Origin of the sequence: Polyangium jinanense (genome assembly GCF_028435265.1) — a bacterium.
Lineage (GTDB): Bacteria > Myxococcota_A > Polyangia > Polyangiales > Polyangiaceae > Polyangium > Polyangium jinanense.
In genome coordinates, this window is sequence record NZ_JAGTJK010000033.1 from 69,596 (window position 1) to 95,444 (window position 25,849).

17 protein-coding genes are annotated in these 25,849 nt (G+C 68.3%); 9 read left to right on the forward strand and 8 right to left on the reverse strand.

Translation table 11 applies throughout. The annotated features are described in order from the left end of the window. Nucleotides 1–12: 12 nt before the first annotated feature. Nucleotides 13–1,410: a cyclic di-GMP-binding domain-containing protein, MshE-related gene (locus KEG38_RS37985; RefSeq protein ID WP_272425329.1), complete on the reverse strand. Its 1,398-nt coding sequence runs from the start codon at nucleotides 1,408–1,410 to the stop codon at nucleotides 13–15. A 109-nt stretch (nucleotides 1,411–1,519) separates the two neighbouring features. On the opposite strand from KEG38_RS37985, the gene KEG38_RS37990 reads away from it, so the two are divergent. Both KEG38_RS37990 and KEG38_RS37995 read left to right on the forward strand, forming a co-directional pair. Next, complete coding sequence (locus KEG38_RS37990) at nucleotides 1,520–4,237, forward strand: protein kinase domain-containing protein (RefSeq protein ID WP_272425330.1); 2,718 nt, start codon at nucleotides 1,520–1,522, stop codon at nucleotides 4,235–4,237. Continuing rightward, nucleotides 4,234–5,307 (forward strand): HAD family hydrolase, encoded by a 1,074-nt coding sequence (locus tag KEG38_RS37995; protein ID WP_272425331.1) that lies wholly within the window; start codon nucleotides 4,234–4,236, stop codon nucleotides 5,305–5,307. Before KEG38_RS37990 ends, KEG38_RS37995 begins: the two co-directional genes overlap by 4 nt. Before the next feature lie 18 nt (nucleotides 5,308–5,325). On the opposite strand, the gene KEG38_RS38000 is transcribed toward KEG38_RS37995, so the two are convergent. Beyond that, the gene (locus tag KEG38_RS38000; protein ID WP_276074243.1) at nucleotides 5,326–6,141 is read right to left on the reverse strand and encodes a uracil phosphoribosyltransferase; all 816 of its coding nucleotides are present in this window, start codon (nucleotides 6,139–6,141) and stop codon (nucleotides 5,326–5,328) included. Nucleotides 6,142–6,286: 145 nt separating this feature from the next. Here KEG38_RS38000 and KEG38_RS38005 point away from each other — a divergent pair, with 145 nt between their 5' ends. From KEG38_RS38005 to KEG38_RS38015, 3 genes are all read left to right on the forward strand, one after another. After that, a complete protein-coding gene (locus tag KEG38_RS38005) occupies nucleotides 6,287–6,874 on the forward strand; it encodes an SMI1/KNR4 family protein (protein ID WP_272425332.1) in 588 nt (195 codons plus the stop codon). A 181-nt stretch (nucleotides 6,875–7,055) separates the two neighbouring features. Continuing rightward, complete coding sequence (gene hisD, locus KEG38_RS38010) at nucleotides 7,056–8,363, forward strand: histidinol dehydrogenase (protein ID WP_272425333.1); 1,308 nt, start codon at nucleotides 7,056–7,058, stop codon at nucleotides 8,361–8,363. A gap of 185 nt (nucleotides 8,364–8,548) precedes the next feature. After that, on the forward strand, nucleotides 8,549–13,378 hold the full coding sequence (locus KEG38_RS38015; RefSeq protein ID WP_272425334.1) for a zinc metalloprotease: 4,830 nt from the start codon (nucleotides 8,549–8,551) through the stop codon (nucleotides 13,376–13,378). Between the two features lie 150 nt (nucleotides 13,379–13,528). On the opposite strand, the gene KEG38_RS38020 is transcribed toward KEG38_RS38015, so the two are convergent. The 3 genes from KEG38_RS38020 to KEG38_RS38030 form a co-directional block, all read right to left on the reverse strand. Continuing rightward, entirely contained in the window at nucleotides 13,529–14,449 is a 921-nt protein-coding gene (locus KEG38_RS38020; RefSeq protein WP_272425335.1) for a DUF4388 domain-containing protein, read from the reverse strand. A gap of 258 nt (nucleotides 14,450–14,707) precedes the next feature. Further along, nucleotides 14,708–17,275, reverse strand: a complete 2,568-nt coding sequence (locus KEG38_RS38025) for a DUF3344 domain-containing protein (protein ID WP_272425336.1) — start codon at nucleotides 17,273–17,275, stop codon at nucleotides 14,708–14,710. Between the two features lie 84 nt (nucleotides 17,276–17,359). Next, complete coding sequence (locus tag KEG38_RS38030; protein WP_272425337.1) at nucleotides 17,360–18,544, reverse strand: acyl-CoA dehydrogenase family protein; 1,185 nt, start codon at nucleotides 18,542–18,544, stop codon at nucleotides 17,360–17,362. A gap of 98 nt (nucleotides 18,545–18,642) precedes the next feature. Here KEG38_RS38030 and KEG38_RS38035 point away from each other — a divergent pair, with 98 nt between their 5' ends. After that, nucleotides 18,643–19,269 (forward strand): alpha/beta hydrolase, encoded by a 627-nt coding sequence (locus KEG38_RS38035; RefSeq protein WP_272425338.1) that lies wholly within the window; start codon nucleotides 18,643–18,645, stop codon nucleotides 19,267–19,269. Here KEG38_RS38035 and KEG38_RS38040 read toward each other — a convergent pair. The 3 genes from KEG38_RS38040 to KEG38_RS55785 are packed head-to-tail and all read right to left on the reverse strand — an operon-like array spanning nucleotide 19,261 to nucleotide 22,159. Then, entirely contained in the window at nucleotides 19,261–20,916 is a 1,656-nt protein-coding gene (locus KEG38_RS38040) for an AMP-binding protein (protein WP_272425339.1), read from the reverse strand. The two genes, KEG38_RS38035 and KEG38_RS38040, sit on opposite strands and share 9 nt — an antisense overlap. Further along, nucleotides 20,913–21,869 carry an SAM-dependent methyltransferase gene (locus KEG38_RS38045; protein WP_272425340.1) on the reverse strand — a complete coding sequence of 319 codons (957 nt, stop codon included), beginning with the start codon at nucleotides 21,867–21,869 and terminating at the stop codon, nucleotides 20,913–20,915. Before KEG38_RS38045 ends, KEG38_RS38040 begins: the two co-directional genes overlap by 4 nt. Next, on the reverse strand, nucleotides 21,866–22,159 hold the full coding sequence (locus tag KEG38_RS55785) for an acyl carrier protein (protein ID WP_272425341.1): 294 nt from the start codon (nucleotides 22,157–22,159) through the stop codon (nucleotides 21,866–21,868). Before KEG38_RS55785 ends, KEG38_RS38045 begins: the two co-directional genes overlap by 4 nt. Nucleotides 22,160–22,415: 256 nt before the next feature. Here KEG38_RS55785 and KEG38_RS38055 point away from each other — a divergent pair, with 256 nt between their 5' ends. The 3 genes from KEG38_RS38055 (at nucleotide 22,416) to KEG38_RS38065 (ending at nucleotide 25,459) form a co-directional block, all read left to right on the forward strand. Further along, a complete protein-coding gene (locus tag KEG38_RS38055) occupies nucleotides 22,416–23,282 on the forward strand; it encodes an alpha/beta hydrolase (RefSeq protein WP_272425342.1) in 867 nt (288 codons plus the stop codon). Between the two features lie 417 nt (nucleotides 23,283–23,699). Further along, the gene (locus tag KEG38_RS38060) at nucleotides 23,700–24,404 is read left to right on the forward strand and encodes a hypothetical protein (RefSeq protein WP_272425343.1); all 705 of its coding nucleotides are present in this window, start codon (nucleotides 23,700–23,702) and stop codon (nucleotides 24,402–24,404) included. Nucleotides 24,405–24,760: 356 nt separating this feature from the next. Continuing rightward, nucleotides 24,761–25,459, forward strand: coding sequence for a hypothetical protein (locus KEG38_RS38065; protein ID WP_272425344.1), 699 nt, complete (start codon nucleotides 24,761–24,763; stop codon nucleotides 25,457–25,459). Nucleotides 25,460–25,849: the final 390 nt, after the last annotated feature.

The following is a 25,849-nucleotide window of genomic DNA, read 5'->3' on the forward strand; positions in this document are numbered from 1 at the left end:
CAAAATACCCCCTCAGATCTTCTTGAGCTCGTCGACGAACTCCCAGTCGGCGACGAGCCCCTTGCGCAGCAGCACCGACAGGAGCGCGGCCGCGATGGCCTCCCAGCGCAGGTTCGGCCCCAGGATCTGGTTCGCGTCCGCGCCGTGACAAACCGCGCGCAGCGCCGCCACGAGATCTCGCGCCGTGAGCCCGGCGCGCTCGTCCTCGGCCCCCAGCGTCGACGGCGGCAGCTCCTCCTCCGACGGCCCTCCGGACGGCTGCGCGAGCGTCGGCACGCGTTGCTTCTGCTTGCGCGGCGCGGGCAGCGAGATCGTCGTGCCGTCGAGCAAGGTCAGCGCGATCATGCGCGGTGCGCGGCCTCGCGGCTCGGGGATCGTGTCCACCGGCTGCGAGCTCGGCGGCAGGGAGCCCTCGTCGAGCGTCGGAGGCTGCGAATCATCCGTGAGTTCGAGCACCCGCCGCAGCCGCTCCGACGGCGGCGGCAGGGGCCGCGCCTCCACGATCGACACGCGTGTCTTCGCGGCGACCTCTTCGAGCTGCGGCGACTGCGCGCCCGGATCCGGCAGCGTCGGCGGCGGCGGCACATCGGGCGCCGAGGGCATCTTGCCGCGGGCCGGCGGGAGCGCGGCCGCCTCGGCGAGCGTGACGGCGTCCTGCGTGGTCGGCGGAGGCGGCGTCCTCGGCGCGCTGCGCGCTGCGCTCGGCTGCGGCTTTGCCGGCGAGCGATCGGGATCCGAATTTGGGACCTCCAACGAGCTCACGGTGACTTCCGCGACCTCGACCGATGGCCCTTCCGCTGGCGCTGGCGCCGCGAACGGCACGGCCGGCGTCTCCACGATGGCGAGGCTCGACTCGGCCGCGGCTTCGGGCCTCGTGCCGTCGGGGGTCGTGTCGCGCTCCACGATGGGCGCGCCCTCGGCGGGCGATAGCTGCGCGAGCGGCGCGGGCGGCGCGCTGGGCTGCACGTCGTAGTAGACGCGGATCGCGTTCCGGATGTCGCTCGGCGGCGCGATCATCGCCTTCACCGGCAGCCCCGAGTGCTCGCCACACGCGCGCAGGCCCTCCTCGTTCGAGGGATCGTCCATCGCGACGTAGAGCGTCTGCCCCTGCCCGCGCACGTGGCGCACGTAGATCGGCACCACGCAGAAGCGCTCGGCCACGTGGTGCGGCACGAGGTTCAAGAGCTGCCGCGAGAACTCGATGTGCAGCAGCGAGACCCAAGGGACGCTCAGTTGATGCGAGAGGATCTGTGTGAGCTGGGTCTCGTTGATGAACCCTCGCTCCACCAGCAATGTGCCGAGGCGTCGCCCGTCGGTTTTCTGGAGCGCGAGAACCTCGTCGAGGTCTTGCTGCGAGAGCAGCCCTGCATCGACGAGGAGCTGACCGAGACGGAGGCGCGGCGTTGGCATCGGCCCGCAGGTTAGCCGATCGCAGAGCGGACCTACCAGTTGTTGGGGGGCGGCGTCCGCTTGACAGAACCGGCCCAATCTCGGCCCCGACCGTGGTACCTTGCGGCGCGTGTCGGATGTCCTCTGCCCCCAGTGCGCCACTGCGTGCGATCCGGCACACCGGTTTTGTCATGTGTGCGGTTTTCCGATCTCGGAGCTGCAAACACGCGCCGACGATCCGCTGCTCGGCACGACGCTGCCCGGCGGCTACGTCATCCTCGAGCTCATCGGCGTGGGCGGCATGGGGCGCGTCTATCGCGCCGAGCAGAAGGCGCTCGGCCGCACGGTGGCCGTCAAGATCATCCACCCGCACCTGCTCGGCGACGAGAGCGCTTCGGTCCGTTTCATCACCGAGGCGCGCGCAGCGAGTCGGCTGAACCATCCGAACATCGTCAGCGTCTTCGACTTCGGAAAGAGCGGAAACCAGCTCTACCTCGTGATGGAGTTCCTGCGCGGCCGGGATCTCGCGCGGGTCGATTACGAAGAGGGGCCGCTGCCGTTCCGCCGCATCGTCGACGTCATGTGCCAGGTCCTCGCGGGCCTCGCGGAAGCGCACCACCTCGGGATCATCCACCGCGATCTGAAGCCCGAGAACGTGGTGCTCGAGCCGATGCGCACGGGCGGCGACTTCGTGAAGGTCGTCGATTTCGGCCTCGCGAAGATGCGCGAGGTGCCGAGCACGCACATCACGAGCCCCGGCATCGTCTGCGGCACCCCCGACTACATGTCGCCCGAGCAGGGGCGCGGCGATCCGATCGACGGGCGCAGCGATCTCTACACGTGCGGCGTGCTGCTCTTTCAGCTCCTCACGGGGCGACTGCCGTTCGAGTCCGAGTCGCCCACGCAGGTCGTGCTGATGCACCTCACGGTGCCCCCGCCGAACCCGCTCGACGTCGCGCCGGCGCGCAACATCCCGCTTTCGCTCGTCGACGTGACCCTTCGCGCGATGGAGAAAGAAGTCTGTCGCCGCTACCAGACGGCCGACGAGTTCACGATCGCGCTGCGCGCCGCCGCGACGATGCTCGATCGTGGAGCGCCGCCCTCGGCCGACGAGCCCGGCGTTGCCTGCGGGTCGTGCGGCACGATCGCGCCGCGCAACCAGAAGTTCTGCGGCGAGTGCGGCGCGCGGATCTCGCTTCAGCCGCCCATGAGCCAGCCCCGACGCATCGCGCCGCCCGTCTCCGCGGGCCCGCCGCCGCGCGTGCGCATGTCGAGCTTGCCCGAGCTGCCGCTGCCGTTCGTCGGCCGCGAGCGTGATCTCGAGTGGCTCGACAGCTTCCGCTTCGACGTCGATCGCACGCTCGCGACCGCGCGTATCGTCGGCGAGGGCGGCTCGGGCAAGACGCGCCTGCTCCAGGAGTTCATCCACCTCGCCTCCGTGGCGGGCGATTTCGTCGTGCTCACGCGCCCCGATCCATGGGGCGCCGACGTCGGCTACCACGTGCTGCGCGAGTCGATCGTGGCGCTCGCGTCGCTGCCGCCCGGCGGTGGAGAGCCGCACGAGTGGCGCGGCGCGACGCCCGAGGCGCGCGCCGGCCTCATGGCCATCTTCGGCAAGAAGGACCGCAGCGCGCCGCAGCCGAGCGTGAACATGTGGTCGAAGCCCCCCGCGGGCATCGTGCAGCCGGACGATCGCCGCTTCACCGCGGCCGAGGCCCTGCGCTGGGCGATCATGCGCGCGCACGAGAGCAACGAGGGGCGCCTCGTCCTGCTCGCGATCGACGATCTGCACGCCGTCGACGGCGCCAGCCGCAACGCCTTCGCCGACGTCGTCGCCGAGCCGCCGATCCACCCGCTGCTCGTCGTCTCGACGCACCTGCCCGGCTTCGATCCGGGCTGGGCCGGCGCCACGCGTGTGCTCGAAGGTCTCCCGCTCGACCTCGTCTCGCAGATGGTGAGTCCGCCCATGGCGGCGACCCTCGGCCAGGGCGGCGGGCGCTCGATCTCGCCGCTCTACCTCGATCAGTTTCTCCGCTTCTCCTCCGAGGGCGGCACGAACCCGCCCGCGCGCCTCGGCGATCTCGTGGCCCAGCGCATCGAGCGCCTCCCGCCGGAAGCGCGCCGCGTGCTCCAGTCCGTCTCCGTGCTCGGCGACGACGCGCAGATGGAGGACATCGAGCGGCTTTTGCCCTCGGATCGCAACACGGGCACGCTGCTCGCCGTCCTCCGTGCGTCGGGCATGATCGAGCAGGAGCTCGGTGGCTTCCGCGCGGCGCACCCGCTCCTCCGCGAGATCGCGCTCGCCACGACGCCCGTCGCCGTCCGCCGGGACCTCCACGCGCGCGCGCTCGTGGGCCGCGACGGCGAGCCGCTGCCCTTGCCGCTCGAGGTCCGCGCGCTCCACGCCTCCCACGCGCAGGACACCTTCGAGGCGCTCATGCTCCTCGAGCAGGTTGCCGATCGCGCGGGCGAGCGTGGGGACCGCGCGGGGGCCATCCTCGCGCTCCGCCGCGGCCTCGACCTCGCGCGCCGCGAGCTCTTCCGCGGCGAGCTCGACGAGCCCGAGAAGGCCGTGATCATCTTCAGCCGCAAGCTCGGCGAGGCACTCGCCCGCGCCTCCGCGCTGACCGACGCCGACGGCGTCTTGCGCGAAGCGCTCGATCTTGCCGCGGGTGGCATCGAGCGCGCGCGCCTGCTCGCGGCGCTCGCCTTCGTCGCGCACGAGCGCGGGCGCGCGAAGGAATCGCTCGCTTTTCTGAATCAGTCGCTCGACCTCGCGCGAACGCTCGGGTCGAGTGATCTCATGGGCTCCCTCGAGCGCATGCGTGCCGAATGGAACGCGGGGTGAACGAGCGACGCGTGGTCCCCGAGGGCCCCGCGCCCGGAACCTCCGCCCCGCGCGGCGCGTCTCGTCCCTTCGTCGCGCGCTGGGACCTCGACAAGACCTATCTACGTACCGACTTCGACACGGTGCGCGACCTCGTCCGCACCGCGATCGAGCGCCCCGATCAGAAGCGCACGGTCCCCGGCGCGGCGGCGCTCCTCCGCGAGCTCGGCCGCGCGGGCGTGGAGATCCACATCCTCTCCGGCAGCCCCGAGCAGCTCCGCACGCGCATCGAGCAGAAGCTCCGCCTCGACGGCGCGCGCTGGGCCTCGCTCACGCTCAAGCCGAACCTCCAGAACATCCTGCGCCTGCGCTTCCGCGCGCTGCGTGGCCAGCTCGGCTACAAGCTGCCGGCGCTCCTCCGTCGCCGTTGCGAGCTCGGCTCCGTGCGCGACGACGACGGTGATCTCGTGCGCGAGGTCCTGCTCGGCGACGACGCCGAGGCCGACGCGTTCGTCTACTCGCTCTATGCCGACGTGTGCGAGGGCCACGTCAAGCCCGACGAGCTCGTCGACATCATGCGCGCGGGCGGCGCGTACGAGGACACGATCCTCGATGCGGTCCGCTTCGCCGGCTACGTCGAGAAGGGCCCTGTCGTCGAGCGCATCCTGATTCACCTCGATCGGCAGTCGTCGCCGTCGGACTTCCGCCTCTACGGCGCGCGCGTCGTCCCGTTCTACAACTACCTGCAGGCTGCCTTCGTCCTGCACGAGGACGGCCGCATCCCGGATCGCGCCGTGCTGCGTGTCGCGCAGGACCTCGTCGCGTCTCACAACTTCGACGGCGCTGCGCTCGGCCGGAGCTACCTCGACCTCTCGCGCCGCGGCCACGTCTCCGGCCGCGGCATCCCCGCGATCGCCGAGGCCTACCGCGAGCTCACGCAGGGCCGCGCTGCGTCGGCGAGCGAGCTCGGCGCGATGGTGCAGAGCCTCGAGCACATGCTCCCCGACCTGCGCCCGCCCGTCTCGCGTTCGGAGAAGGCGCTCGACTACCGCGCGATGGTCGCCGTCCACAACCCGAGGACGCGGCGGTAGTCGAGGCGCGCTCCTGCTTCAAACCCAGGCGTTGTTTAGGATCTCGCCCACGCCGCCTGCGCCGGGGACGATGTACTGCACCTCGTTGAGCCCGCGCTCTTCCTCGCTCGTACCGGGCTCCGTGCGCAGCACGGCCGGCGGCGAGAGCCCGCGATCGAGCCGGTACGCGTACACCGCGAGATCCGGATGCTCCGCGTGCACGCGCCGGATGTACTCGGGCGTCACGATCAGGTGCATCGCGATGAGCTTCGCCGGCTTCCCTTCCAGCGAGTTCTTGTAAAACGAGACCGCGCTGACCATCGACGAGCCCGTCGCGCCCATCGGATCGGGGAACAGCACGTAACGATCGCCCACGTCACGCCCGATCTTCGCGTCGTGCCACGTCGCGCCGATGACCTTGCCCTGGGCGTCCGTCTGCCGGCTCATGAACAGGTGGTCTTGCCGCACGAGGTTCGGGTCGAGCACCTCGTTCATCAGGTCGAAAACCACCTGCGACGGCATCGTCCCGGCCCGCGCGATGCCCACCGTCACGGCTTTGGTGGTCCTGGCGAGGGCGGTGCCTCGGTAGACGGCCTGCGGGTGCGAGACGGCCATGCGGGTGGGGACGTCCACGCGGGCGCGGGGGAACTCCGTGGCCAGGACGATGCGGGCGAGCCCTTCATAGAGCATGCGGACCAGGCGTCCCATGTCCGGCTGTCCGGTGTCCGGCGAGCAAGCTCGGGTCAAAAGGGTCCAGGCGAACGGGTCGTCGATCAGATGGACTCCCGGCCCGTAGCGGTGGGGAATCTCGGCGGCCCGGTACCGGCTCTCGGCGTAGGCGGTGTCGACCATCATTTTTCTGTTACACTACCTGGCCCCGTGCGGGGTATTCCTACGCGCGCCGGTGGTTCCGGCGTATGGGTTCGGCACGGCGGACGTAGCTCTGGTCTTCCCAGGCGTTCGGACGTGTACGAGACCCGCGAGACGGAGGATGGGTTCGGTGGACAGCGACCTGGCCGAATCGGTTGCGGCGCTCAAGGAAATCTTCGCCAAGCGGGGTATCCCGGTCAGCTTCGGCAAGGCGGAGCCGGCGGCGATCGATGAGCTACGCAAGACCTTCAGGATCCCTGCGCGGTATCGCGCCTTCCTCGCGGCCGCCGATCCGACGGACGTCGAGAGCGTGACCCCCGTCGAGCGTGTGCGGCTCTTCCCGTCGCACAAGCTCGCCGACGAGCAGACGCTCGGGGGCAAACCCGCGGCAGAGATCCCGAACTGGCGCAAGAACTGGGTGATCATCGGCCGCAGCGCGCTGCTCGGTGATCCGTACTTCCTGGACACGAGCAAGCTCGACGCCGAGGGGGACTGCCCCATCTTCACGTGCATGCTCGGGACCGACACGATCAAGCCCGTGCTCTGCGCGTCGAGCTTTCAGCAGTTCCTGCGGATCCTCGCGACGAGCATGGAAGTCGCGACCGGCTTCGGGAGCGGAGTGCTCGACGACGAGGACGAGGCGATCTTCCGCGAGGCGCTCGCGCCGAAGATCAAGACGCTCGACTCGGCTGCGCTGCGCGCGGGTCACTGGACCTAGAACATCGTTCCGAACGATGTCCTGGGTGCCTGCGAGGGGTCGTTCTTCCGGGAACGACCCTTCCGTCCGGTGAAAAAGCCGCGGGCGTAGGCCCCGATCGGGCCTATGTGCCGAAAAAAGAACGTGGTACGGCACGAGCTTCGGCTGCGATCCCCTTGATTCGCAGCGCGCTCGCTGCCGCATGATCCCCATTCACATCGACGGAACGGAAGCGTTCGCCGCGAGCCTCGGCCGACTCGTGGCGCGCGGCGCCGATGATCTCGGCGCGGTCGAGCAAGATGTTCGAGCGATCGTGTCGGCCGTCCGCGCCGAGGGAGATGAAGCGGTCCTCCGCTACGTCGAGCGGTTCGAGCGTCGTCGTCCCGAATCGCTTTTGATCCGTACGTTCGACGGCGCCGCCGCGCTCGCGCGCCTCGAGCCGGACCTCCGCGCCGCGCTCGAGCTCGCGGCCGATCGCATCCGCCGCTACCACGAGCATCAGCGCGAGACCGGCTTCCGTTACGAAGAAGACGGCGTCGAGCTCGGCATGCGCGTGCGCCCGCTCGCGCGGGTCGGCGTGTATGCGCCCGGCGGCAAGGCTCGGTATCCGTCGAGCGTGCTCATGTCGGCGATCCCCGCGCGCGTGGCTGGTGTGCGTGACATCGTCCTCGCCACGCCCGCGCCCGACGATCGCCTCCTCGCGGCCGCGCACCTCTCTGGCGTCACGAGCATCCTCGACGCGGGCGGCGCGCAGGCCATCGCCGCGCTCGCGTACGGCACGGCGAGCTTGCCGCGCGTCGACAAGATCGTCGGACCCGGCAACATCTACGTCGCTTGCGCGAAGAAGCTCGTCTACGGCGACGTCGACATCGACGGCATCGCGGGGCCGAGCGAGATCGTCGCGCTCGCCGATGACACGGCCGAGCCCGCCATCGTCGCGGCCGATCTCCTCTCGCAGGCCGAGCATGACGAGGCTGCGTGGTGTGTCCTCGTCACGACGTCTCGCGCGCTCGCCGAAGCTGTCGTCGCCGAGCTCGGACCGCAGCTCGCGGCGCTCTCGCGCGACTCCATCGCGGGTGAAGCGATGCGCACGCGTGGCGTCGCGCTCGTCGTCCCGAGCCTTGCGCGCCTCGCGGAGATCGCCTCGCTCGTCGCGGGCGAGCACGTCGCGTATCACGTCGCTGATCCCGAGGCGCTCTTCGACGCCGTCGAAGGCGGAGGTGCTGCGCTGCTCGGCGGCATGACGCCGGTCGCGGCTGGTGACTACCTCGCGGGGCCTTCGCACGTCCTGCCCACGGGCGGGGCTGCGCGCTTCGGCTCTCCGCTCGGCGTGTACGACTTCGTCGTGCGGGCGAGCATCATTCGTTACGGCGCGCCCGCGCTGCTCCGTCATGGGCCCCACATCGCGAACTTCGCGCGTGCGGAGGGCCTGGATGCGCATGCGCGCGCGGTCGAGCTACGGATGTCGCAACACACGCGCCTCGGGGGGCGGGGGGAGGGCGAGAGTTAGCGATCGTCGTGTCAGAGCTTTAACGGGGATCCGGGCGGGGCCCCGTGCTTCAACAAGCAAGTGCTTGAAAACGCCCGGAAATTCGATGTGGCATCAAACGTGCTTTCAGTCCCGCTGATCGGGTAGGGACCCGCTCGCGTGGGCTTTTGGCGGGCTTCGGATCGGCAGTGCAAGGAGGACCTTCGATGAGATGGATGAGGATACGGGTCGCCTTCGTGGCCACCCTCGGGCTCCTCGCTGGTGGGGCGCTCGGGTGCGCCGAAGAGCGAGACCCCATCAACCGCGTGCAGGCGAACGCGCTGGCGAAGTCGTTCTTCGTCGGTGAAGACCTGCACAGCGACGCGGACAACCCCGAGTTCTGGACACAGGGCACGGTGGTCGACGTTGGCTACGGCGCGGCGCAGGACGGTTTGTTCACGTCCACGTACGCGCAGCCCGTCGCGCGCTTGAAGTGGCAGATCACGGAGGACCTCCTGATCGGGCGCTTGAGCTACGAGCGCATCCAGGACACCGACGGCAAGAAGGGCGTCGGCCCGTCGACGGATCAGGGCGTGATCGTGGTCGCGTACCCCATCCAGTCGCACTTCGACATTCGTTACGAGTACAACCCGACGACGGGTGAGGAGCTGAACGTCCTCGTCGAGAACGGCTCGGACAGGCCCTGGTACGAGCGCGAGTACTTCCGCGTCGACTGGAGCAAGAACCTCAACGTGGATTCGTACGATTACGACACGTTGTCGATGCTCGGCGTCTACGGCGGCGTCGACTACGAGCCGCTCGACTACTACGTCAGCGATCCGAACGATCCCGACGCGCCGCACTTCGATCCCGAGACGGGCTACTTCGACGTCACGAACAAGGCGTTCGCGAAGCCCAAGATGATCGACCTCAGCCACCTCGGCTGGGGCATCGACAAGTTCCCGGCCTGCTACCTCGACAACGACTTCTTCGGCGGCTCGGCGCCCTCCGGTACCTGTAACCCCGTCGAGCTCACGATTCGCCAGTCCTTCCGCCGCGTGGTCGATCGCGACTACGAGCCGGTCAACTGGGACGGCAAGCGCTTCAGCGCGTACGGCGCGTTCACCGTCGATCGCTCGGGCTACGCCCGCAACTACGGCATGAGCGACGACAAGTGGTACCGCTTCGCCGCGCGTTACAACATCTGGGAGCGCAGCCACTACTACGCTGATCCCGAGAAGATGACGGGCGAGATTGCGTGCTTCGTCCCCGAAAAGACGCTCGCGGGCGACGATCCGCACCGCGACGCGGACGGCAACGGCACCGAGGACGAGTGCGAAGAGGTCACGCAGCGGACGGGCGTGGCGGGCTCGCGTTGCGACGAGTTCAAGCAGCGCTGCACGCTGCCGTATCGCCTGCGCAAGGAGGTCCCGCAGCCCTGGTACTACACCGCGGAGTCGGACCAGTCGTACTACGAGTCGACCGACTGGGCGACGCACGAGTGGGACGTCGCGATGCGCGCCGCGGTCATGTCCGCGCGCAACGCCGAGTGCAAGGCGACGGGCGGTGATCCCGGGGCGTGCGACGGCCAGTTCCCGATGTACCACGGCCAGATGGACGACAACTGGGATCTGATCCAGCTCTCCCACGAGGTCGACGCCTGCCGTGCCGGCAAGACGAACGACGGTCGCAACTGCGAGGCGATCGCGGATCAGCTCGGCGCCGAGCGCGGCATCGATCCGGGCGTGATCGCTGTCGCGAAGATGCAGCAGATGATCATGCTCTGCCACAGCCCGGTCCTCGACACCGACGATCCGGCCTGCGGCCCGGCGGGGCGCTCGGTGCGCATGGGCGACCTGCGCTACCACCAGATCAACGTCATCCCGACGCCGCAGACGCCCTCGCCGTGGGGCATCATGACGGACTCGGACGATCCGCTCACGGGCGAGAAGATCGCGGCGAGCGCGAACGTCTGGTCGCACGTCACGGACCTCTTCAGCCAGGGCCTCGTCGATCAGATGCGGTACCTGAACGGCGAGCTCTCGACCGACCAGGTTACCGAGGGCACGTACGTCAAGGACTGGGCGGTCGCCAGCGAGGCGGCGGGCGGCACGGGCGTGCTCCCGCAGATGAGCCAGGCGGACCTCTCGCGTCGCGTGCTCGGCGGCGCGGGCGTCATGCCGGACAAGATGAAGGCCGTCGAGAGCGGCGAGGGCTCGATCGTCACGAAGCCCGAGTTCGCCGAGTCGCTCGAGAACGTGAAGCAGATGGTCAAGGACGTGCGCGCCGACGCGCTCGCGCCCTCGGCCAACCGCCCGGTCTACGAGGCGCGTCGCCAGCGCGCGGCGGGCTCGCCGATGGAGGCGGAGCTCACGACGAAGGCGATGCAGCAGCTCGCCGGCACGGACAAGCTCCCGGTGAACGACGCCGTGATGAACTTCGCCTCGCCTCTGCGCGGCAATCACCCGCAGGTGCAGCGTGACATCGCGCGCCTGAAGGAGGTCGCCCTCGCCGAGCGTGGCATGTGCATCATGCAGGCGACCTTCCCCTCGCCGATCGGCCTCACCTCGCTCGACAAAGCGATCCAGTCGAAGTTCAAGGACGCCATCAATCCGCGCACGGGCGCGCCGTACGGCACGTTCGCGGATCCGATGACGAACTCGAGGCAGGACCAGCTCGACCGCGCCGAGGCGATCCGCAACTGGATCGCGCAGAAGGCGCACTACTCGGTCATCGCGCACGAGATGGGTCACTCCATCGGCCTGCGCCACAACTTCGTGAGCTCGTCGGACGCCTGGGGCTTCCGCCCGCAGTACTGGCAGCTCCGCACGAAGAACGGCAAGGTCACGGCGGCGTGCAACGACCTCAAGAGCGAGGCCGAGAGCGAGAACTGCGTCGGGCCGCGTTACTTCGACCAGGTCACGGCGAACGAGCGTGATCAGCTCCTCTCCATGTTCATGCACCAGTCGATCATGGAGTACGGCGGTGAGGTCACGCAGGACTTCATCGGCCTCTCCGCGTACGACTTCGCCGCGGCGCGCATGTTCTACGGCCAGACGGTCGCGGTGCATGCCGACCCGGACATGAACGCCGACAAACCGCTCGGCCGCGCCACCCTCGACAAGATGGACGGCTTCGGCGGCATCATCGGCTACCAGTACACGTCGAACGGCAACGCGAACATCCACTACTCCCAGCTCCAGCGGACGTGGAAGATGCTCGACGCGGCTAGCTGCACCTCGCTCACGGAGGAGCAGGTTCAGCGCCTGAAGCCGGCCGACTGGGACGAGGGGCGCCTCGGCAAGTGGGACCCGCTGCTCGACGGCCTGATCGTCAAGGTCAACGGCGAGTACTCCAAGTGCAAGACGCGCAAGGTCGACTACATGCCGTGGCAGTCGATGCGCGACAACGGCGCGGACTTCAGCCGTCGCTGGAGCTCCGTCGACGCGACGAAGCGCACGCGCGTCCCCTACGGCTTCGCCACGGACCGCTGGGCCGACCTCGGCAACGTCGCCGTCTACCGCCACGACAACGGCGCGGACGTCTACGAGCTCTTCAACTTCTTCATCACGCAGCAGGAAGTCGGGCACATCTTCGACAACTACCGCCGCAACCGGCAGAGCTTCAGCGTCCGCGCTTCGGCGATGCGCACGCTCGAGCGGTACAACACGAAGATGCGCGACGCGGCCAAGGGCCTCGGCCTGCTCGTGAACATCTACCGTGACTTCGCGCTCGAGTCCGGCTTCGACTTCAACTCGGAGTGGCCCTCGATCGCGAAGCAGTTCTACCAGGACAACATCCTGGCCTCGGGCCTCGCGTTCGATCACTTCGCGCGCCAGGTCGCTCGCCCGCAGTACGGCGAGCATCACAAGGTCGCGAACGATCTCGTCCTCCGCTCGACGGACGACATCTACTCGCAGCCGGGTCCCACGGTCCTCGTCGTGCCGAACGGCGCCACGGGGTATCGCTCGGACAACAGCCCCGCGGGTCCCGCGGCGATCGGCATCGGCGGCAGGCCGCTCGAGAACGCCCTCGCGGACGACAAGGGCAACGACTACGACTCCGAGTACACGATCAACGCCGGGTCGTATTACGACAAGGCGTGGGCCTCGATGTTGTTCACCGAGTCGGTCGACAACTTCATCAGCGCCTCGCGTCAGGACTTCCTCGACGCTCGTTACCGCGCGGTCTCGCTCGCGGACGTGTTCCCCGATGGCTATCGCCGGTGGCTGGGCAACAACCTGACCGGCGACGACATGCTCAAGGGCGCGTGGGTCAAGGCGAACAACAACACGCCCATCACCGATCCGCAGAAGTTCCCGACGACGCCGCTCGGCTGGACGAGCTGGTGGCCGGCGGAGGGCCCGCAGGTCTGCTTCCCCGGCGACGGCTCGACGGTCTGCTCGGCGGTCGGCTGGGATCCGGGCGTCTTCGAGGGCGAGTCGATCAACGTCGACACGCTCATGCCCATCGACGGTCAGATCGGCTGGGAGCAGCAGAAGTTCCTGATCGCCTGGACGATGAACTATCTGCCCGAGAACCAGCAGCAGTGGTGGATCAACATGCTCCGCCTGTGGGAGCAGGGCGTGGACGGCGATCCCGAGTTCGACGCTCGCATCGAGTTCCACGATCCGACGGGCAAGGTGTACGTCGCCAAGACCATCGGCACCGAGACCCTCTTCGCGGGCACGAAGTACGAGAAGACCGTCCAGAAGGGCATCTCGGCGCGCGTCCTCCAGTACGCGAACGATCTGCTCCAGCAGGCGTACGTGGTCGACGAGGTCGACTACAACAACGACGGCACGGTCGACTGGTACAAGGCGCGGACCAACAGTGACGCGACGTCGCCGAACTACGGCGCGCCGCTCGTCAAGTTCGACTCGACGATCCAGTCGTCGGCCGATCGTTGCACCGCTGCCGACAACACGGGCTGCACCTGCACGGCGAACCGCGCTTGCGTCAAGCTCTCGCGTTACGCCGAGGTGCCGTTCTTCATCCGTCAGGCCCTCGCGGCGTACGGCCTTGCCGACCCGACGATGAAGGGCATCTACGACTGATCGAAGACGCCTTCCCCCCACCCCTCTCCTTCGGGAGAGGGGCCGGGGGTGAGGAGATCACTCGAAACGAAAAGGCCACGGGATTCGCTCCCGTGGCCTTTTTCTTTGGGGCGACAACGGTTTGTCCGGACGCGCGTTTGTCCGGGCGCGTCAGCCCTTCCGCAGATAGCCGGCGTTGATCAGCTTGATGATGGCTTGCGTGGTGTCGAGATCCGTCGCTTGGCTCTTGTTCAGCACGAGGGCGAGGTGCCCGTGGTTGTACGCGAGCTGGAAGACCTCGATCTCCGTCGGCGAGAGCTCACGCAGCGAGGGCCCGAGCGGGTGCGGCACGGTGAGCCGCGTATCGAGATCCGGCAGCTTGTGCCGGAGCGCGTTGAGCTCGTCGATCTGCCGCAGGCCCTCCATGAGCAGCTCCTGCACGGACAGATTGATCGTCACCGGCAGCGTGCGCTCCTCGGGCGGATCGAAGTCGAACGTTCCGCGCGTCCACGCGAGGATGCGGATGGCCGCCTTGAGCGGCGGCACGTCGTCGGCGTTGATCTCGGCGTACGTGACGATGCCTCGGTGCAGGAAGATCTTTCCGACGTCGTCGTCCGAGGTGATCACGAGGACGCCGCTCTTCTTCGAGGTGCCGAGCAGCTGCAGGAGGTCGGGCAGCGGGATCTCCTCGATCGCGCCGGACATCGAGCGTGCGGGGCCGCGGGGCGCCACGGAGGGGCGGGGCGGCTCCATCTTGCGGCGCGAGCCGGCGGCGGCGACGGCGGTGTCGGCCGAGACCACCTTGAGGATGCTCGTGCCGATGAGCACGCGGTCACCTTCCTTGAGCGTGCTCTTCTGGATCTTCTCGCCGTTCACGAACGTGCCGTTCGTCGAGCCGAGATCTTCGATCGTGAGATCCGTGTTCGAGAGCAAGAAGCGCGCGTGCCTTCGCGAGACCATCTCCTCGACGAGGACGATGCCCGCGTCGCTCGCGCGTCCGACGACGAGCTCCTGCGCGTCCTGCAGCGGGATCTCGCCACCCTGGTACTTTCCCGAGATGAAGCGCAGAACGAGCCGCGACGGAGACGTCATGTGTGGAGCTTGTTCCATGTGCGTGGAAACCGAGCACGAGCTACTGCCACGCTCGGTCCGACATTGTGCATCGTGAGACTCTTGGGGTCATCCATCAAAACGACGCGGGCGTAGGGCCCTGGGCCCTGCATTTCCGCTGCGATCGTGACGCCGCGGAAGCTCGCGCGCACGACGCGAAGTCGATTTCACGTGTGGTGGGTTCGCCACGATCGCGCCCCACGCCCCCCTCCGATGGGGGAGAGGGGGACGGGGGTCGGGCTAACGGCTCCGGCGCCTTCGCAGCGCGAGCGCCGCGCCTGCGAGGCCGAGGGCCCAGGCGAGCGGATCCGTCGACGACGGCGCCTTGCCGGTCGAGCACGCGCCGCCGGTGATTATGAAGCCGCTCGGGGGCGCTTCTCCGCCGCTGCCCGCGGCTCCGCCTTGTCCGCCGCTTCCGCCTGCGCCGCCTGCGCCCGCGGAGCCGCCTGCGCCGCCTGCGCCGCCTGCGCCGCCTGCGCCACCGGCACCACCTGCGCCACCTGCGCCGCCCATGCCACCTGCGCCACCTGCGCCGCCCATGCCGCCGGTGCCCGAACTGACCGTGTCGTCGCTCGGATCGTTCGGGTCTCCTTCACCCGGATCGACGGCGCCGTCCTTGTCCTTGTCCTCCTCGCCGTCGGGGATGCCGCCGTTGTCCGTGTCGGGGTCGAGCGGATCGGTCGTCGTCGCGCCCATGTCCGCGTCGGGCACGCAGTTGCCTGCGGCGGGGTTCGTCCCGGAACCGCTGCAGTCGTGGCCCATTTCCGTGCCGTCGAAGATCCCGTCGCCGTCGCTGTCCGGATCGAGCGCGTTGATGAGCCCGTCGCCGTCGGTGTCGTCGCCGGGCAGCGGCTCTTGCCCGTCGGGCACGCCGTCGTTGTCCGTGTCGGGATCGGTCGGGTCCGTGCCGATCATCGTCTCCACGTCGTCGGGTAGCCCGTCGCCGTCGGTGTCGTTGCAGCCCTCGTCGATCGTCCCGTCGCAGTCGTTGTCGATCGTGTCGCACGTCTCCATGCCCGAGGGCACGCAGACGCATTCCTTCTGCGCCGGGTGGCAAACGGGTTTGTCGCCGGGGCACTGGCTGTCCTCGGTGCAGCCCACGCACTCGTTCGGATCGCCCGACGTGTCGCAGATCGGCGTTGCGCCGCCGCAATCGGCGTTCGTCGTGCACTCCTCGATCACCACGACCGTGGGCGGATTGCCCGGCGACACGCCGTTGCCGTCGGTCGGGAACGACGTGTACGGCGCGCCTTGTTTGCCTTCGCCGCTGAGCGTCGCCTGGTTCGAGAGGGTCGCGGGCGCGTTCGGCTCGACCTTCACGCGGAAGCGCACGAGCGCCGTCTCGCCTGGGGCCATCTCGCCGCCCGAGATCGCGTTCGCGCCTGCGCCGAGGCGCACCGTGACCGTGCGCGTCGCGGCTGTGTACTCGCCCTGATCGTCGCCCGCCTGCTCCGTCTTCAGCCCCGCGTTCGCGCCTTGCACGATCTCGAGCGAGCCCGGGACAAACGACACGCCGAGGGGCAACTGGTCGTCGAGACGCGTGTTGATCGACGTGTCGTTGCCGCTGTTCGTCACGGCGATCGCGTATTCGAGCTCGTCGCCGACGACGAGCTTGCCGGCGTTCACGTCCGACGCGGTCTTCGTCGACGTCGAGAAATCGGGCAGGAGCGTGGTGATCGACGAGACGAAGCCGCCGATCCAGAAGATATCGTTTGCGCCCGAAGCATTGCCGACCTGCACGTTCGCGGTCTTCTGGCCCGGCGTGATCTTCGTGGAGATGTCGACGACGTCGAGATCGATCCCGCTCATGCTGCCGGGCCCGCCCGTGAGCTTCGGCAGATCGCCGTCCGTCGCGACGGCCGCGCCGAGCCACGATCGCGAGGCGTTGAAGAAGTTCCCCATCGGGTTCTGCGCGTCGATGATGTCGTTGGCGGCGCTGAGCACGCCCGTTCCGAAGCGCAGGTAATCGTTCTGGCCGGCGGAGCTCGCGACGTCGCCCTCGTAGGCGATGACGGCGAGCTTGCCGTCGATGGCCGCGCCGGGGACGGTGAAGCCCGAGAGCGCGAGCGTCTGCGGCGTGACGCCGATCCGATCGAAGCCGTCGTGCAGCGCGAGGTGGCGCGGCTTCTCCGAGGGCAGCTCGTAGAACACGACGAGCCACCACCCGGCGAAGAGCCGGTCCTGCACGAGGCCGACGAAGCTGATCGAGTCGACGCCGGAGAGCCGGTATGCGCCTCCGCCCTGGGCCGCCACGAGCGAGGTCACGTCCGCGGTCGACTGGTAGAAATACTCGGTCACGCCGCCCGAGACGTTCGTGCCCACGAGGCTGTCGTCGGCGGTGATCGCCTGGGAAAACGAGCCGAGGCGCTCGAGCGTCACGCTCGTGTCGGCGGTGCCATTGTTGTCCCAGCGCGCGCCCCAGTAGAGTCGGGCGTAGGTCACGGTCGCGCCGGGCGGCAGCGTGAGCACGGCGGTCGAGCGTTGATCGGCCACGGTGACGCTCTCGGACGCGCTGGCGCTGCCGGCGGGCTCGTCCGCGCGCCAGTGGATATCGGGCGCGCCGTCGCCGCTGCCGTTGCAGATCACCTGGCCGACGAGGGGCGCGACCCCGACGTTTCCGCACTCGTACCCGAGCGTATTGCCGATCAGCTTGAAATCGCCGTGGCCGTCGAACTGCTTTCGCAGCTTGGGGACAGCGAGGGCCGTTCCGGAGGGGAGGGCGGCGAAGGCGACGGCGCCGAGCAGGGCGGCGCGGCCGGCCCGGCCGAAAAAGCTACGCCGGGGCGGGGAAGGGGAGCGCGTGGACATGGCAAGGACCTCGCATTCCATCATGCCAGAGGTCGCCCGCCGAGCGCATTCTTTTTGGGCGGGATCGCGGCCCTCGGCGCTCGCTCAGAATGCGTTATGGCCGGTCAGCGCGTTGCCCAGGATCAGCGTGTGCACCTCGTCGGTGCCTTCGTAGGTGTAGACGCTCTCCAGGTTCAGCGCGTGCCTTATGACGGGGTAGTCGAGCAGGATCCCGTTTCCGCCGAGCAGGCCGCGCGCCTTGCGGGCGGCGCGCAGTGCGAGGCCCACGTTGTTCTTCTTGCAGAAGGAGACCTGAACGGGCGTGATGGCGCCGGCGTCCTTGAGGCGACCGTAATGCAGCGCGAGGATCTGGCCTTTCGCGATGTCCATGGCCATCTCCACGATTTGCTCCTGCACGAGCTGCTTTGCCGCCACGGGTTTTCCGAACTGCACGCGCTCGCGCGTGTACGCGACCGCGGCCTCGTAACAGGCGCGCGCGGCGCCGAGCGCGCCCCAGGAGATGCCAAAGCGCGCTTGCGTGAGGCAGGAGAGCGGTCCCTTGAGCCCCACCACGCCGGGCAGCACGTTTTCCTTGGGCACGCGCGCCTCGTTCAGCACGATCTCGCCCGTCGGGCTCGCGCGCAAGCTCATCTTGCCGTGGATCGTGGGCGTCTCGAAGCCCTTCGTCCCGCGTTCGACGATGAACCCGCGGATGGACGAGGCGTCGCCGTCGTCGACCTTCGCCCATACCACGGCGAGATCGCAGATCGGCGCGCTCGTGATCCACATCTTCGTCCCCGTGAGCACGTACGAATCGCCGTCGAGCCGCGCGCGCGTCTTCATCGAGCCGGGATCGCTGCCGGCATCCGGCTCGGTGAGGCCGAAGCAGCCGATGAGCTCGGCGGCGGCCATTTTCGGCAGGTATTTGTTTTTCTGTTCCTCGGAGCCGAAGCGCCAGATCGGGTACATCGCGAGCGAGCCCTGGACGCTGACGAAGCTCCGGAGCCCGCTGTCGCCGTACTCGAGCTCGGCGAGCGCGAGCCCGTAGGAGACGGCATTCATGCCGGCACAGCCGTATCCCTGGAGGGAGGCGCCGAGCAGGCCCATCGCGGCGATCTCGGGGATGAGGTCCTCTGGGAACTGCTCCTTCGCGAAGAGCTCGGCGGCGCGCGGCAGATACCGCTCGCGCACGAACCTGCGCACGGTGTCGCGGATGATGCGCTCCTCGTCCGTGAGGAGGCCGTCGATGGCGGTGAGGGCGTCGAGCGAGAGCGGCTCTTGGGGCGTCATGGTCTCGGGCGTGTGTAGCCCGGATGGCGAGCGCGGGGAAGGGGCGTCGCGGCGCGCGCCCTCACGACCCGCGACAATCGGCATGTTATGGATGCTGCATGCGCCCCCCCGACGGCACATTTTTCCTTCCTGGCCCGGCTGGCCGCATCGAGGCCGTCCTCAAGCGCCACCCGAGCGCGAGGGCGGCGGCCGTGGTTTGCCATCCTCACCCGCAGTCCGGCGGCACCTTCTACAACAAGGTCGTTTCCCGGGCCACGCGCGCCCTCCACGCCGCGGGGGCCACGGTCCTGCGCTTCCATTTTCGGGGCGTCGAGGCGAGCGAGGGCCATTTCGACGACGGCGTGGGCGAGGTGGACGATACCCGCGCGGCGATCGATTTCCTCGCCCCCGAGCACCCCCGCCTCCTCGTCGCGGGCTACTCCTTCGGCGCCTGGGTCGGCCTGCGCGCCGGCGCGGCGGATCCGCGGGCCCGTGCGCTGATCGGCATCGGGATTCCCATCAACGTTTACGATTTTTCCTATCTCCACGAGACACGGAAGCCGCTGCTCCTGATCCAGGGCGATCGTGACGAATGGGGGGACATCGAAGCGGTCCGCACGCTCGCGCGCGAGCTTCCCGGCCCGGTCACGCTCGAGGTGATCCCGGGGGCAAACCATTCCCTCGCGGAGCACCTGGAGACGATGATGGAGAGGATCTCCGAACTCGTCGCGCGCACGTCAGGTTGATTCGAGCGAGCGTCCTTGCGAGAGCGCCTCGGCGACCGCGCGCCGCCTGAGCTTGCCGCTCGTGGTCTTCGGCAAGGTCCCGGGGGGCACGAACACCACGCGATCGACCCCGATTCCGCGCGAAAGCAGCGCGGCGCGCACCCGCTCGCCGAGCGCGTCGTGGGCGGTTGGATCGAGCTTCGTCTCCGCGATCACGTAGACGAGCTCGGTCTCGTCCGCCGCCGCGCGTACGCCGACGGCCACGACGCACCCGTTTCGCACGTCCTCGACCTCGGAGACGATCTCCTCGATCACCGAGGGGAGCAGGTTGTGCCCGCCCTTGATGATGAGGTCCTTTTTCCGCCCCGTGACGAAGAGCTCGCCCCGGTCGACATACCCGAGATCTCCCGTGCGCAGATAACCGTCCCGGAACACCGCCGCGGTCGCCGCCCGGTCGTCGAGGTATTCGTGCATCAAGGTCGGCGCGCGGACCTCGATCTCGCCCACGTGCCGCTCGGGCAAGGCCTCGCCGTTTTCGCCCGTGATACGCACGTCCGTCTGCGGAATCGGTTTCCCCACGCAGACGAGCTCGAGCGCGTGCGGGCCCGGCTCGATCGCGACGGCGCGTCCCGTCCGCTCGAGCGTTTCGCGATCCACCACCGCGAAGCGCGACGGCGCAAGGAGCTTCGGAAAGCTCACGGCGACGGTGGCCTCGGCGAGGCCATACACCGGGAAAAACGCCTCCGCGCGGAACCCCACGGGGCCGAATGCCTCGGCGAAGCGCCGCAAGAGCCCCGGTGAAATGGGCTCCGCGCCGATCATCGCGCATTCCCAGGGCCGAAGGTCGAGCCCCGCCTCCGCCGCGCGTCGCGCGAGCCGCAGGACGAGCGCATACGCCGAGGGAGGCGCCGCGCAGATCGTCGCCCGCAGCGAGGACATCGCCTCCAGCCAGGCGAGCGGCCGGGCCCGGAAATCCTGCGGTGCCAGCATGTTCGCGACAAACCCATTGTAGAACGGAAAGAGCAGCCCGCCGATGAGGCCCATGTCGTGGTGCAGCGGCAGCCACGAGACGGCCACCGATTCCGCGTGGCTCGGCAGCGCCTCGCTCATGCACGCCATGTGCAGCATCAGGCGCTCATGCCCGAGGACGACGCCGCGCGGATGTCCCGTGCTCCCGCTCGTGAGCTGGATCAACGCGGGGCCGGGCGCTGCGTCGGGATCGGGCGAAAACCCGTGCGGCGTGATCGACAGCTCCTCCGCGCAGAGGACCCGGACCGGTCCCGGCGCGCCGGCGAAGGCCGTGAGTGCGCGCGAGGTGACGAGCGCCCGCGCGGAGAGTTTTTCCGCGGTCTTGCGGAGCTGCTCCAGGAAGCTTTCGATGTGGGTCAGCCGGAACGGGAGTCCGATGGGAATGGGTACCGCCCCGAGTGACCAGATCCCGAAGAGCGTCGTGACCGCGGCCTTCACCTCGGGCACGAGCACGAGCACGCGGTCGCCGGGCCGCACGCCGGACTCGCGGAGCCCGGCCGCGACGCGCACCGCTTCCTCCCAGAATCGGAGCCAGGTCCACGCCTCGAATCCCGTATCCTCCTTGAATCGAATGGCGATCTCGTCGCTCCTCGATCCGGCGCGATGGCGCAGCAGCCCGGCGATGGTCCTCGTGTTCATCTCGCCCCCTTTTCATGCGCGGGTGGGACGATGGGGAACCACGCGGACTCGACCCGCGGCCGGCCTCGTGTCGCCAGGATCATGTATTCGAGCGCCGTCCGCCGCGCGAACGAGAGCTTGGCGACGGTCATGTACTGCTGCAGGAGCCGCGAGAAACCGGGGGAGATCGCCTCGATGCGGCGGCGGTTCTTGCGCACGTTGTCGATCCAGCGCTCCAGCGTGAGCGCGTACGAGCTCGTGAGGTCCTCGACGTGGCAGATGTCGAGCCCCGCGCGCTCGATGAAGGCGAGCTCCTCGCTCAGGTGGAGCAGGCGGCAATACCCGAGCGCCTCGACGAAGATGTAATCGGTCGCCGTGCTCTCGCGATCTCCGCGGTGCTCGGCAGGATAATAACAATCGGAGATGAGCAAGCGTCCGGAGGGGCGGAGGAGCCGTGCGACCGTGCGGTGGATCTCCTCGCGGTTGTGCATGTGGACGATGCTGCCGCTGAAGAGCACCACGTCGAACGAGGCGGGCTCGAGGGCGAGATCTTCGATGTGCTTGACGTCGATGTGCACGCGGTCCGCGACGCCGGCGAGGCGCGCGCGGCGGAGAGCCTCCTCGCGTTGCCGTTCACTCAGCGTGATCCCGAAGAATTCGCCCTGGGTATGCTCGGCGAGGTAGAGGAGATTGCTGCCCCATCCGCAGCCGACGTCGAGGACACGCTCGCCGGGCTGAATGTCGAGCTTGGCCTGGATGCGTGCGAATTTGCGCGCCTGGGCGGTCTCGAGGTCCTCGTCGGGGCTCACGAAGACGCCGGTCGCATACGCGAGGCGGCTATCGAGCACCATCGAGAAGATCTCGACGTCGTGTTGATAATGCTCGGCCACGACGCGGCGCTCGTGCTCGCGTTGCTCTGCGGGCGAACGCTCCATCGCCTCGCGCTCGGGGTGGGTATGCGCGGCGGGGATCATCGGACACCTCTGTTTGCCTGGGCGGAGACCTTTTGGGCGACGAGCGCGGCCACGTCGCCCACGGAGCGGATGTGCGGCTGCTCGGGCGTGGTGAAATCGGGCAGCGTGATGTCGAACGCCTCTTCGAGCGCGACGTTCAGCTTGATGAGCCCGAGGGAATCGATGCCGAGGCGCGCCTCGTCGAGCCGCGCGTCGAGCGCCACCTGCTCCACGGGGAGGCGGAGGGTGTCGGCGATGATACGGCGGACGTCATTGGCGATGGCGTCGGGAATGGAAAAATGGGTAGGCACGAGAAGCTCCTTGGTGCCGAAAGTTACGGGCCACGGCGCCTGGCAAAACGGAGGCCACGCGGTACGTTTCCGTATGGACGCTGGACGTAACGAGCACGTGCGCAGCCAATGCCCAATTCGCGCGGATCTTGCTCGCGCAGCATTGGCGCGGCCGTCTCGCCCAGGCGAAACATTGCCGGCACGGTGGACGTGTGTACGACGGCGACCCGAGCGTGAGCTTTCGTGGCGCGAGCGACGAGGGTATGGTGGCGCCTCCATGCGCCACCTCCTCTTTGCGGCGACCCTCGCCTCCTGCCTGCCCCTCCTCGGCTGCGCCGCCCGCTGCCCCGAGCCGAGCCATGCGCCCGTGCCGCAGGACGACGCCATCGTCATTGGTCAATCGTTCGTCATGGACTCGGCCGCGCTCGGCGAAAAGCGGCGGATCACGGTGTACTTGCCGCCGGGTTATGCGGAGAGCCGCGAGCGATATCCCGTGATGTACCTGCTCGACGGCGGCGCGGCGGAGGATTTTCATCACATCACCGGCATCGTCCAGGTCTCCGTGGCGAACGAGATCATGAGGCCGTTGATCGTCATCGGAATCGAAAATACCGAGCGAAGGCGCGACCTGACGGGCCCCACGGAGAACGAGAAGGACAAGACGATTGCGCCGCGCGTCGGCGGCTCGGCCAGGTTTCGCGCCTTCCTGAAGAACGAGCTCGTGCCGCGGATCGAGCGTGATTATCGGAGCAGCGGGGAGCGCGGGCTCATGGGGGAATCGCTGGCGGGGCTGTTCGTCCTGGAGACGTTTTTCGAGGATCCCGCGTTGTTCGGGACGTACCTCGCGGTGAGCCCGAGCCTTTGGTGGAACGATGGTTTCCTGCTCGCGCGGGCCGAGCCGCGCTTGAAGGTGCTATCGGCGCAGGGCAAGACGCTGTACCTGACGGTCGGCGGTGTCGAGGACAATACCGAGGAAACGGAGCGGATGGCGGGAATTCTACGCCAGCATGCACCTGCGGGGCTGATATGGCATTATGTGCCGTTTCCGGCGGAGGCGCACGGTACCGTGTACCATGTCGGCGCCGTGCATGCGTTGCGGCTGCTCTATGCGCGGAAGAAGACGGAAGCGGGGGGCGGAGGCTGAGCCGCGCGCCCTCGTCGCCTGCGTCCGGGCCGTGGAACCGGCACGCGTAGGTGTCTACGCGTCATCGGGTTCGTGCGCGGGCGCACGTGTAATGTACGTTGCGGGCGCGAGACGTCTCTTCCGGGCGTCGCCCCACGTCTCATCTATAGCATGCTCCGCCCAGCGCCTCGTCGTCGTGTGTGCCCGCGGTAACGGCGTGCTGCATCGCGTCGATTTCGTGCTGCTGGCGCACCGGGTGAGGGGTCGTTTGAGCGCGTATCGATTTCCAGATTGGCGCTTGACCTTTACCTTGACACTGAGGTATACACGAGCCGCCTATCGAGTGCGCATCCCATGATTTGGAAGATGCCCACTCTCGGTTGTCCATCGTTCCATTTTCCTGGCGACCAGTCGGGTCGTTCTTCCTGAGGTGTGCACATGAATAAGCTCGGTCTCTTCGGTGCCGCTGCCCTCGCGACGGCTTTCTGCTTCTCCTCTGACGCGCGCGCCGTGGGCGACGGCGACGTTTCGGGCGCGGCGTTGGACCTGGTGACCGCGTATGTGAACAATGGCACCACCACGGGCAACGGCGGCAGCTTCGTCACGAAGGCGGTCAAGGACGCACTCGGCTGGACGAGCAGCCAGTGGCTGTACTACTTCGGCACCTCGACCCTGAGCGCCGCGAAGTGGTACGAGCAAATCGTCCCGCCGGGCGGTGCTGCGCCCACGAACTTCGTCGAGGTCGACAACATCGGCGACGTCGACGCGGGCCAGATCTTCGCGATCAACGCCACCGGGTCGTACACCGGCCACGCCGCCGTGATCATCGGCGAGCCGATCGACATCACGCCGCCGAACGCGTTCTACACGCCGTACATCACGGGGACGAAGCAGTGGGCCGTGCCGATTGCCGACTCCACGGGCAGCGAGCACGGCCAGAATGCCTCGTACCCCGACAGCCGCCGGTCCGCCAGCGGCTTCACGGCCAACGTCCCCGGCACGGCCTACATTCGGCTCTACTCGGACGCCACGACGGGCGAGATCCTGTCCTACGGCTGGAGCGTGACCGCGACGAACGACCTCAACGTCTACGATCAGAGCGAGCGTCCGTTCGCCATCGGCGAGCTCACGGTCAGCCCCTGAACGAATTCCATCCACGCGCCCAGCCGCGTGGCTCAACGCTCCCAGGGCGCGCCCGGCAGGACGCGCCCTCCTGGGAGCGTTTTCATTCGATCCCATCCAGCCAAAGCTCGCCACGAGCCTGCCAAGCGCACCACGCGTGCGAGCGGGACGTGCGCGCGTCCGGCAGGCGCTTTCGCTCCGATGGCGGATGAAATAGAACGCCCCTCCCACAACCACCATAGCCTTCGCGTTGATATCGGTGTATAGACGAAGGTCTATCGAGTGCGCATATTTCGACTTCCTGATGCCCACTCGTCGGTTGACCATCGTTCGTCTTTCCTGACGACCACCACGGTCGTTCCTCCTGAGGTGTGAACATGAATAAGCTCGGTCTTTTGGGTGCTGCTGCGGTCGCGACGGCTCTCTGCTTCCCCTCGGACGCGCAGGCCGATCCCGTGCTCAACGCCTCCATCGACGCCCATGCACAGGCCCTCATCGGCACGAGCACGGGCAACGGCGGCAGCTTCGTCACCAAGGCGGTCAAGAACGCTCTCGCCTGGACGAGCAGCCAGTGGCTGTACTGCTTCGACGTCTCGACCCTGAGCGCCGCGCAGTGGTACGAGCAAATCGTCCCGGTGGATGGTAGCGCGCCCACGAACTTCGTCGAAATCACGAACATCGCGGACGTCGACGCGGGCCACATCTTCGCGATCAACGCCACCGGGTCGTACGCCGGCCATGCCGCCGTGATCATCGGCGAGCCGATTGACATCACGCCGCCGGCCGGGTTCTACACGCCGTACCGCACGGGGCAGAAGCAGTGGGCGCTGCCGATCGTCGACTCGACGAGCACCGAGCACGGCCAGAATACGGCGTACCCCGACAGCCGCCGCGTCGCCGGCGTCTTCACGCCGAGCATCGTCGGCACGGCCTACCTGCGGCTTTACTCGGACGAGGCGACGGGCGAAATCCTGTCCTACGGCTGGAGCGTGACCTCGACCACCGAAGCGAATGTCTTCGATCAAAGCGAGCGGCCGTTCGCCATCGGCGAGCTCGACATCACCGCCTGCCTCTGATCACGAGCCGCCGCGCCGGGCGCTGCCCCGGGCCCCGCGGAGGCCTGAGCATTGGTCTCATCTGGAAGCCGCTTCGCTGGGGCTTTGCCTCAGACCCCACCGGGGCTATCCGCCCCTGGACCCGGGGCCTGCGCAAGCGCTGGACTCGGGGTCGATGAACTGCGCGAGGCGCAGTTCATCGAACGAGCCGGGTCAAGACCAACGACGATCCTGCCAACCAAGACAGCAGCGCTGACGGTTCAACGGGCAACATGCCCGTCGCCAGCGTGCAACGCACCTTCCTGGTCTTGCCACCGGCCTGTGGGAAGAACTGCGCATCGCGCAGTTCTTCCCCAAATGGTCCAGGGCTTGCCCTGGTTCGGGTCGAGGGGCGAACAGCCCCCGCGGGGC

What these genes read in the sequence shown, in the direction of transcription:
- KEG38_RS37985 (WP_272425329.1), bottom strand. Translation starts at nt 1,410, where the DNA reads ATGCCAACGCCGCGCCTCCGTCTCGGTCAGCTCCTCGTCGATGCAGGG.
- KEG38_RS38000 (WP_276074243.1), bottom strand. Translation starts at nt 6,141, where the DNA reads ATGATGGTCGACACCGCCTACGCCGAGAGCCGGTACCGGGCCGCCGAG.
- hisD (WP_272425333.1), top strand. Translation starts at nt 7,056, where the DNA reads ATGATCCCCATTCACATCGACGGAACGGAAGCGTTCGCCGCGAGCCTC.
- KEG38_RS38015 (WP_272425334.1), top strand. Translation starts at nt 8,549, where the DNA reads ATGAGATGGATGAGGATACGGGTCGCCTTCGTGGCCACCCTCGGGCTC.
- KEG38_RS38020 (WP_272425335.1), bottom strand. Translation starts at nt 14,449, where the DNA reads ATGACGTCTCCGTCGCGGCTCGTTCTGCGCTTCATCTCGGGAAAGTAC.
- KEG38_RS38025 (WP_272425336.1), bottom strand. Translation starts at nt 17,275, where the DNA reads ATGTCCACGCGCTCCCCTTCCCCGCCCCGGCGTAGCTTTTTCGGCCGG.
- KEG38_RS38030 (WP_272425337.1), bottom strand. Translation starts at nt 18,544, where the DNA reads ATGACGCCCCAAGAGCCGCTCTCGCTCGACGCCCTCACCGCCATCGAC.
- KEG38_RS38035 (WP_272425338.1), top strand. Translation starts at nt 18,643, where the DNA reads ATGCGCCCCCCCGACGGCACATTTTTCCTTCCTGGCCCGGCTGGCCGC.
- KEG38_RS38040 (WP_272425339.1), bottom strand. Translation starts at nt 20,916, where the DNA reads ATGAACACGAGGACCATCGCCGGGCTGCTGCGCCATCGCGCCGGATCG.
- KEG38_RS38045 (WP_272425340.1), bottom strand. Translation starts at nt 21,869, where the DNA reads ATGATCCCCGCCGCGCATACCCACCCCGAGCGCGAGGCGATGGAGCGT.
- KEG38_RS38055 (WP_272425342.1), top strand. Translation starts at nt 22,416, where the DNA reads ATGCGCCACCTCCTCTTTGCGGCGACCCTCGCCTCCTGCCTGCCCCTC.
- KEG38_RS38060 (WP_272425343.1), top strand. Translation starts at nt 23,700, where the DNA reads ATGAATAAGCTCGGTCTCTTCGGTGCCGCTGCCCTCGCGACGGCTTTC.
- KEG38_RS38065 (WP_272425344.1), top strand. Translation starts at nt 24,761, where the DNA reads ATGAATAAGCTCGGTCTTTTGGGTGCTGCTGCGGTCGCGACGGCTCTC.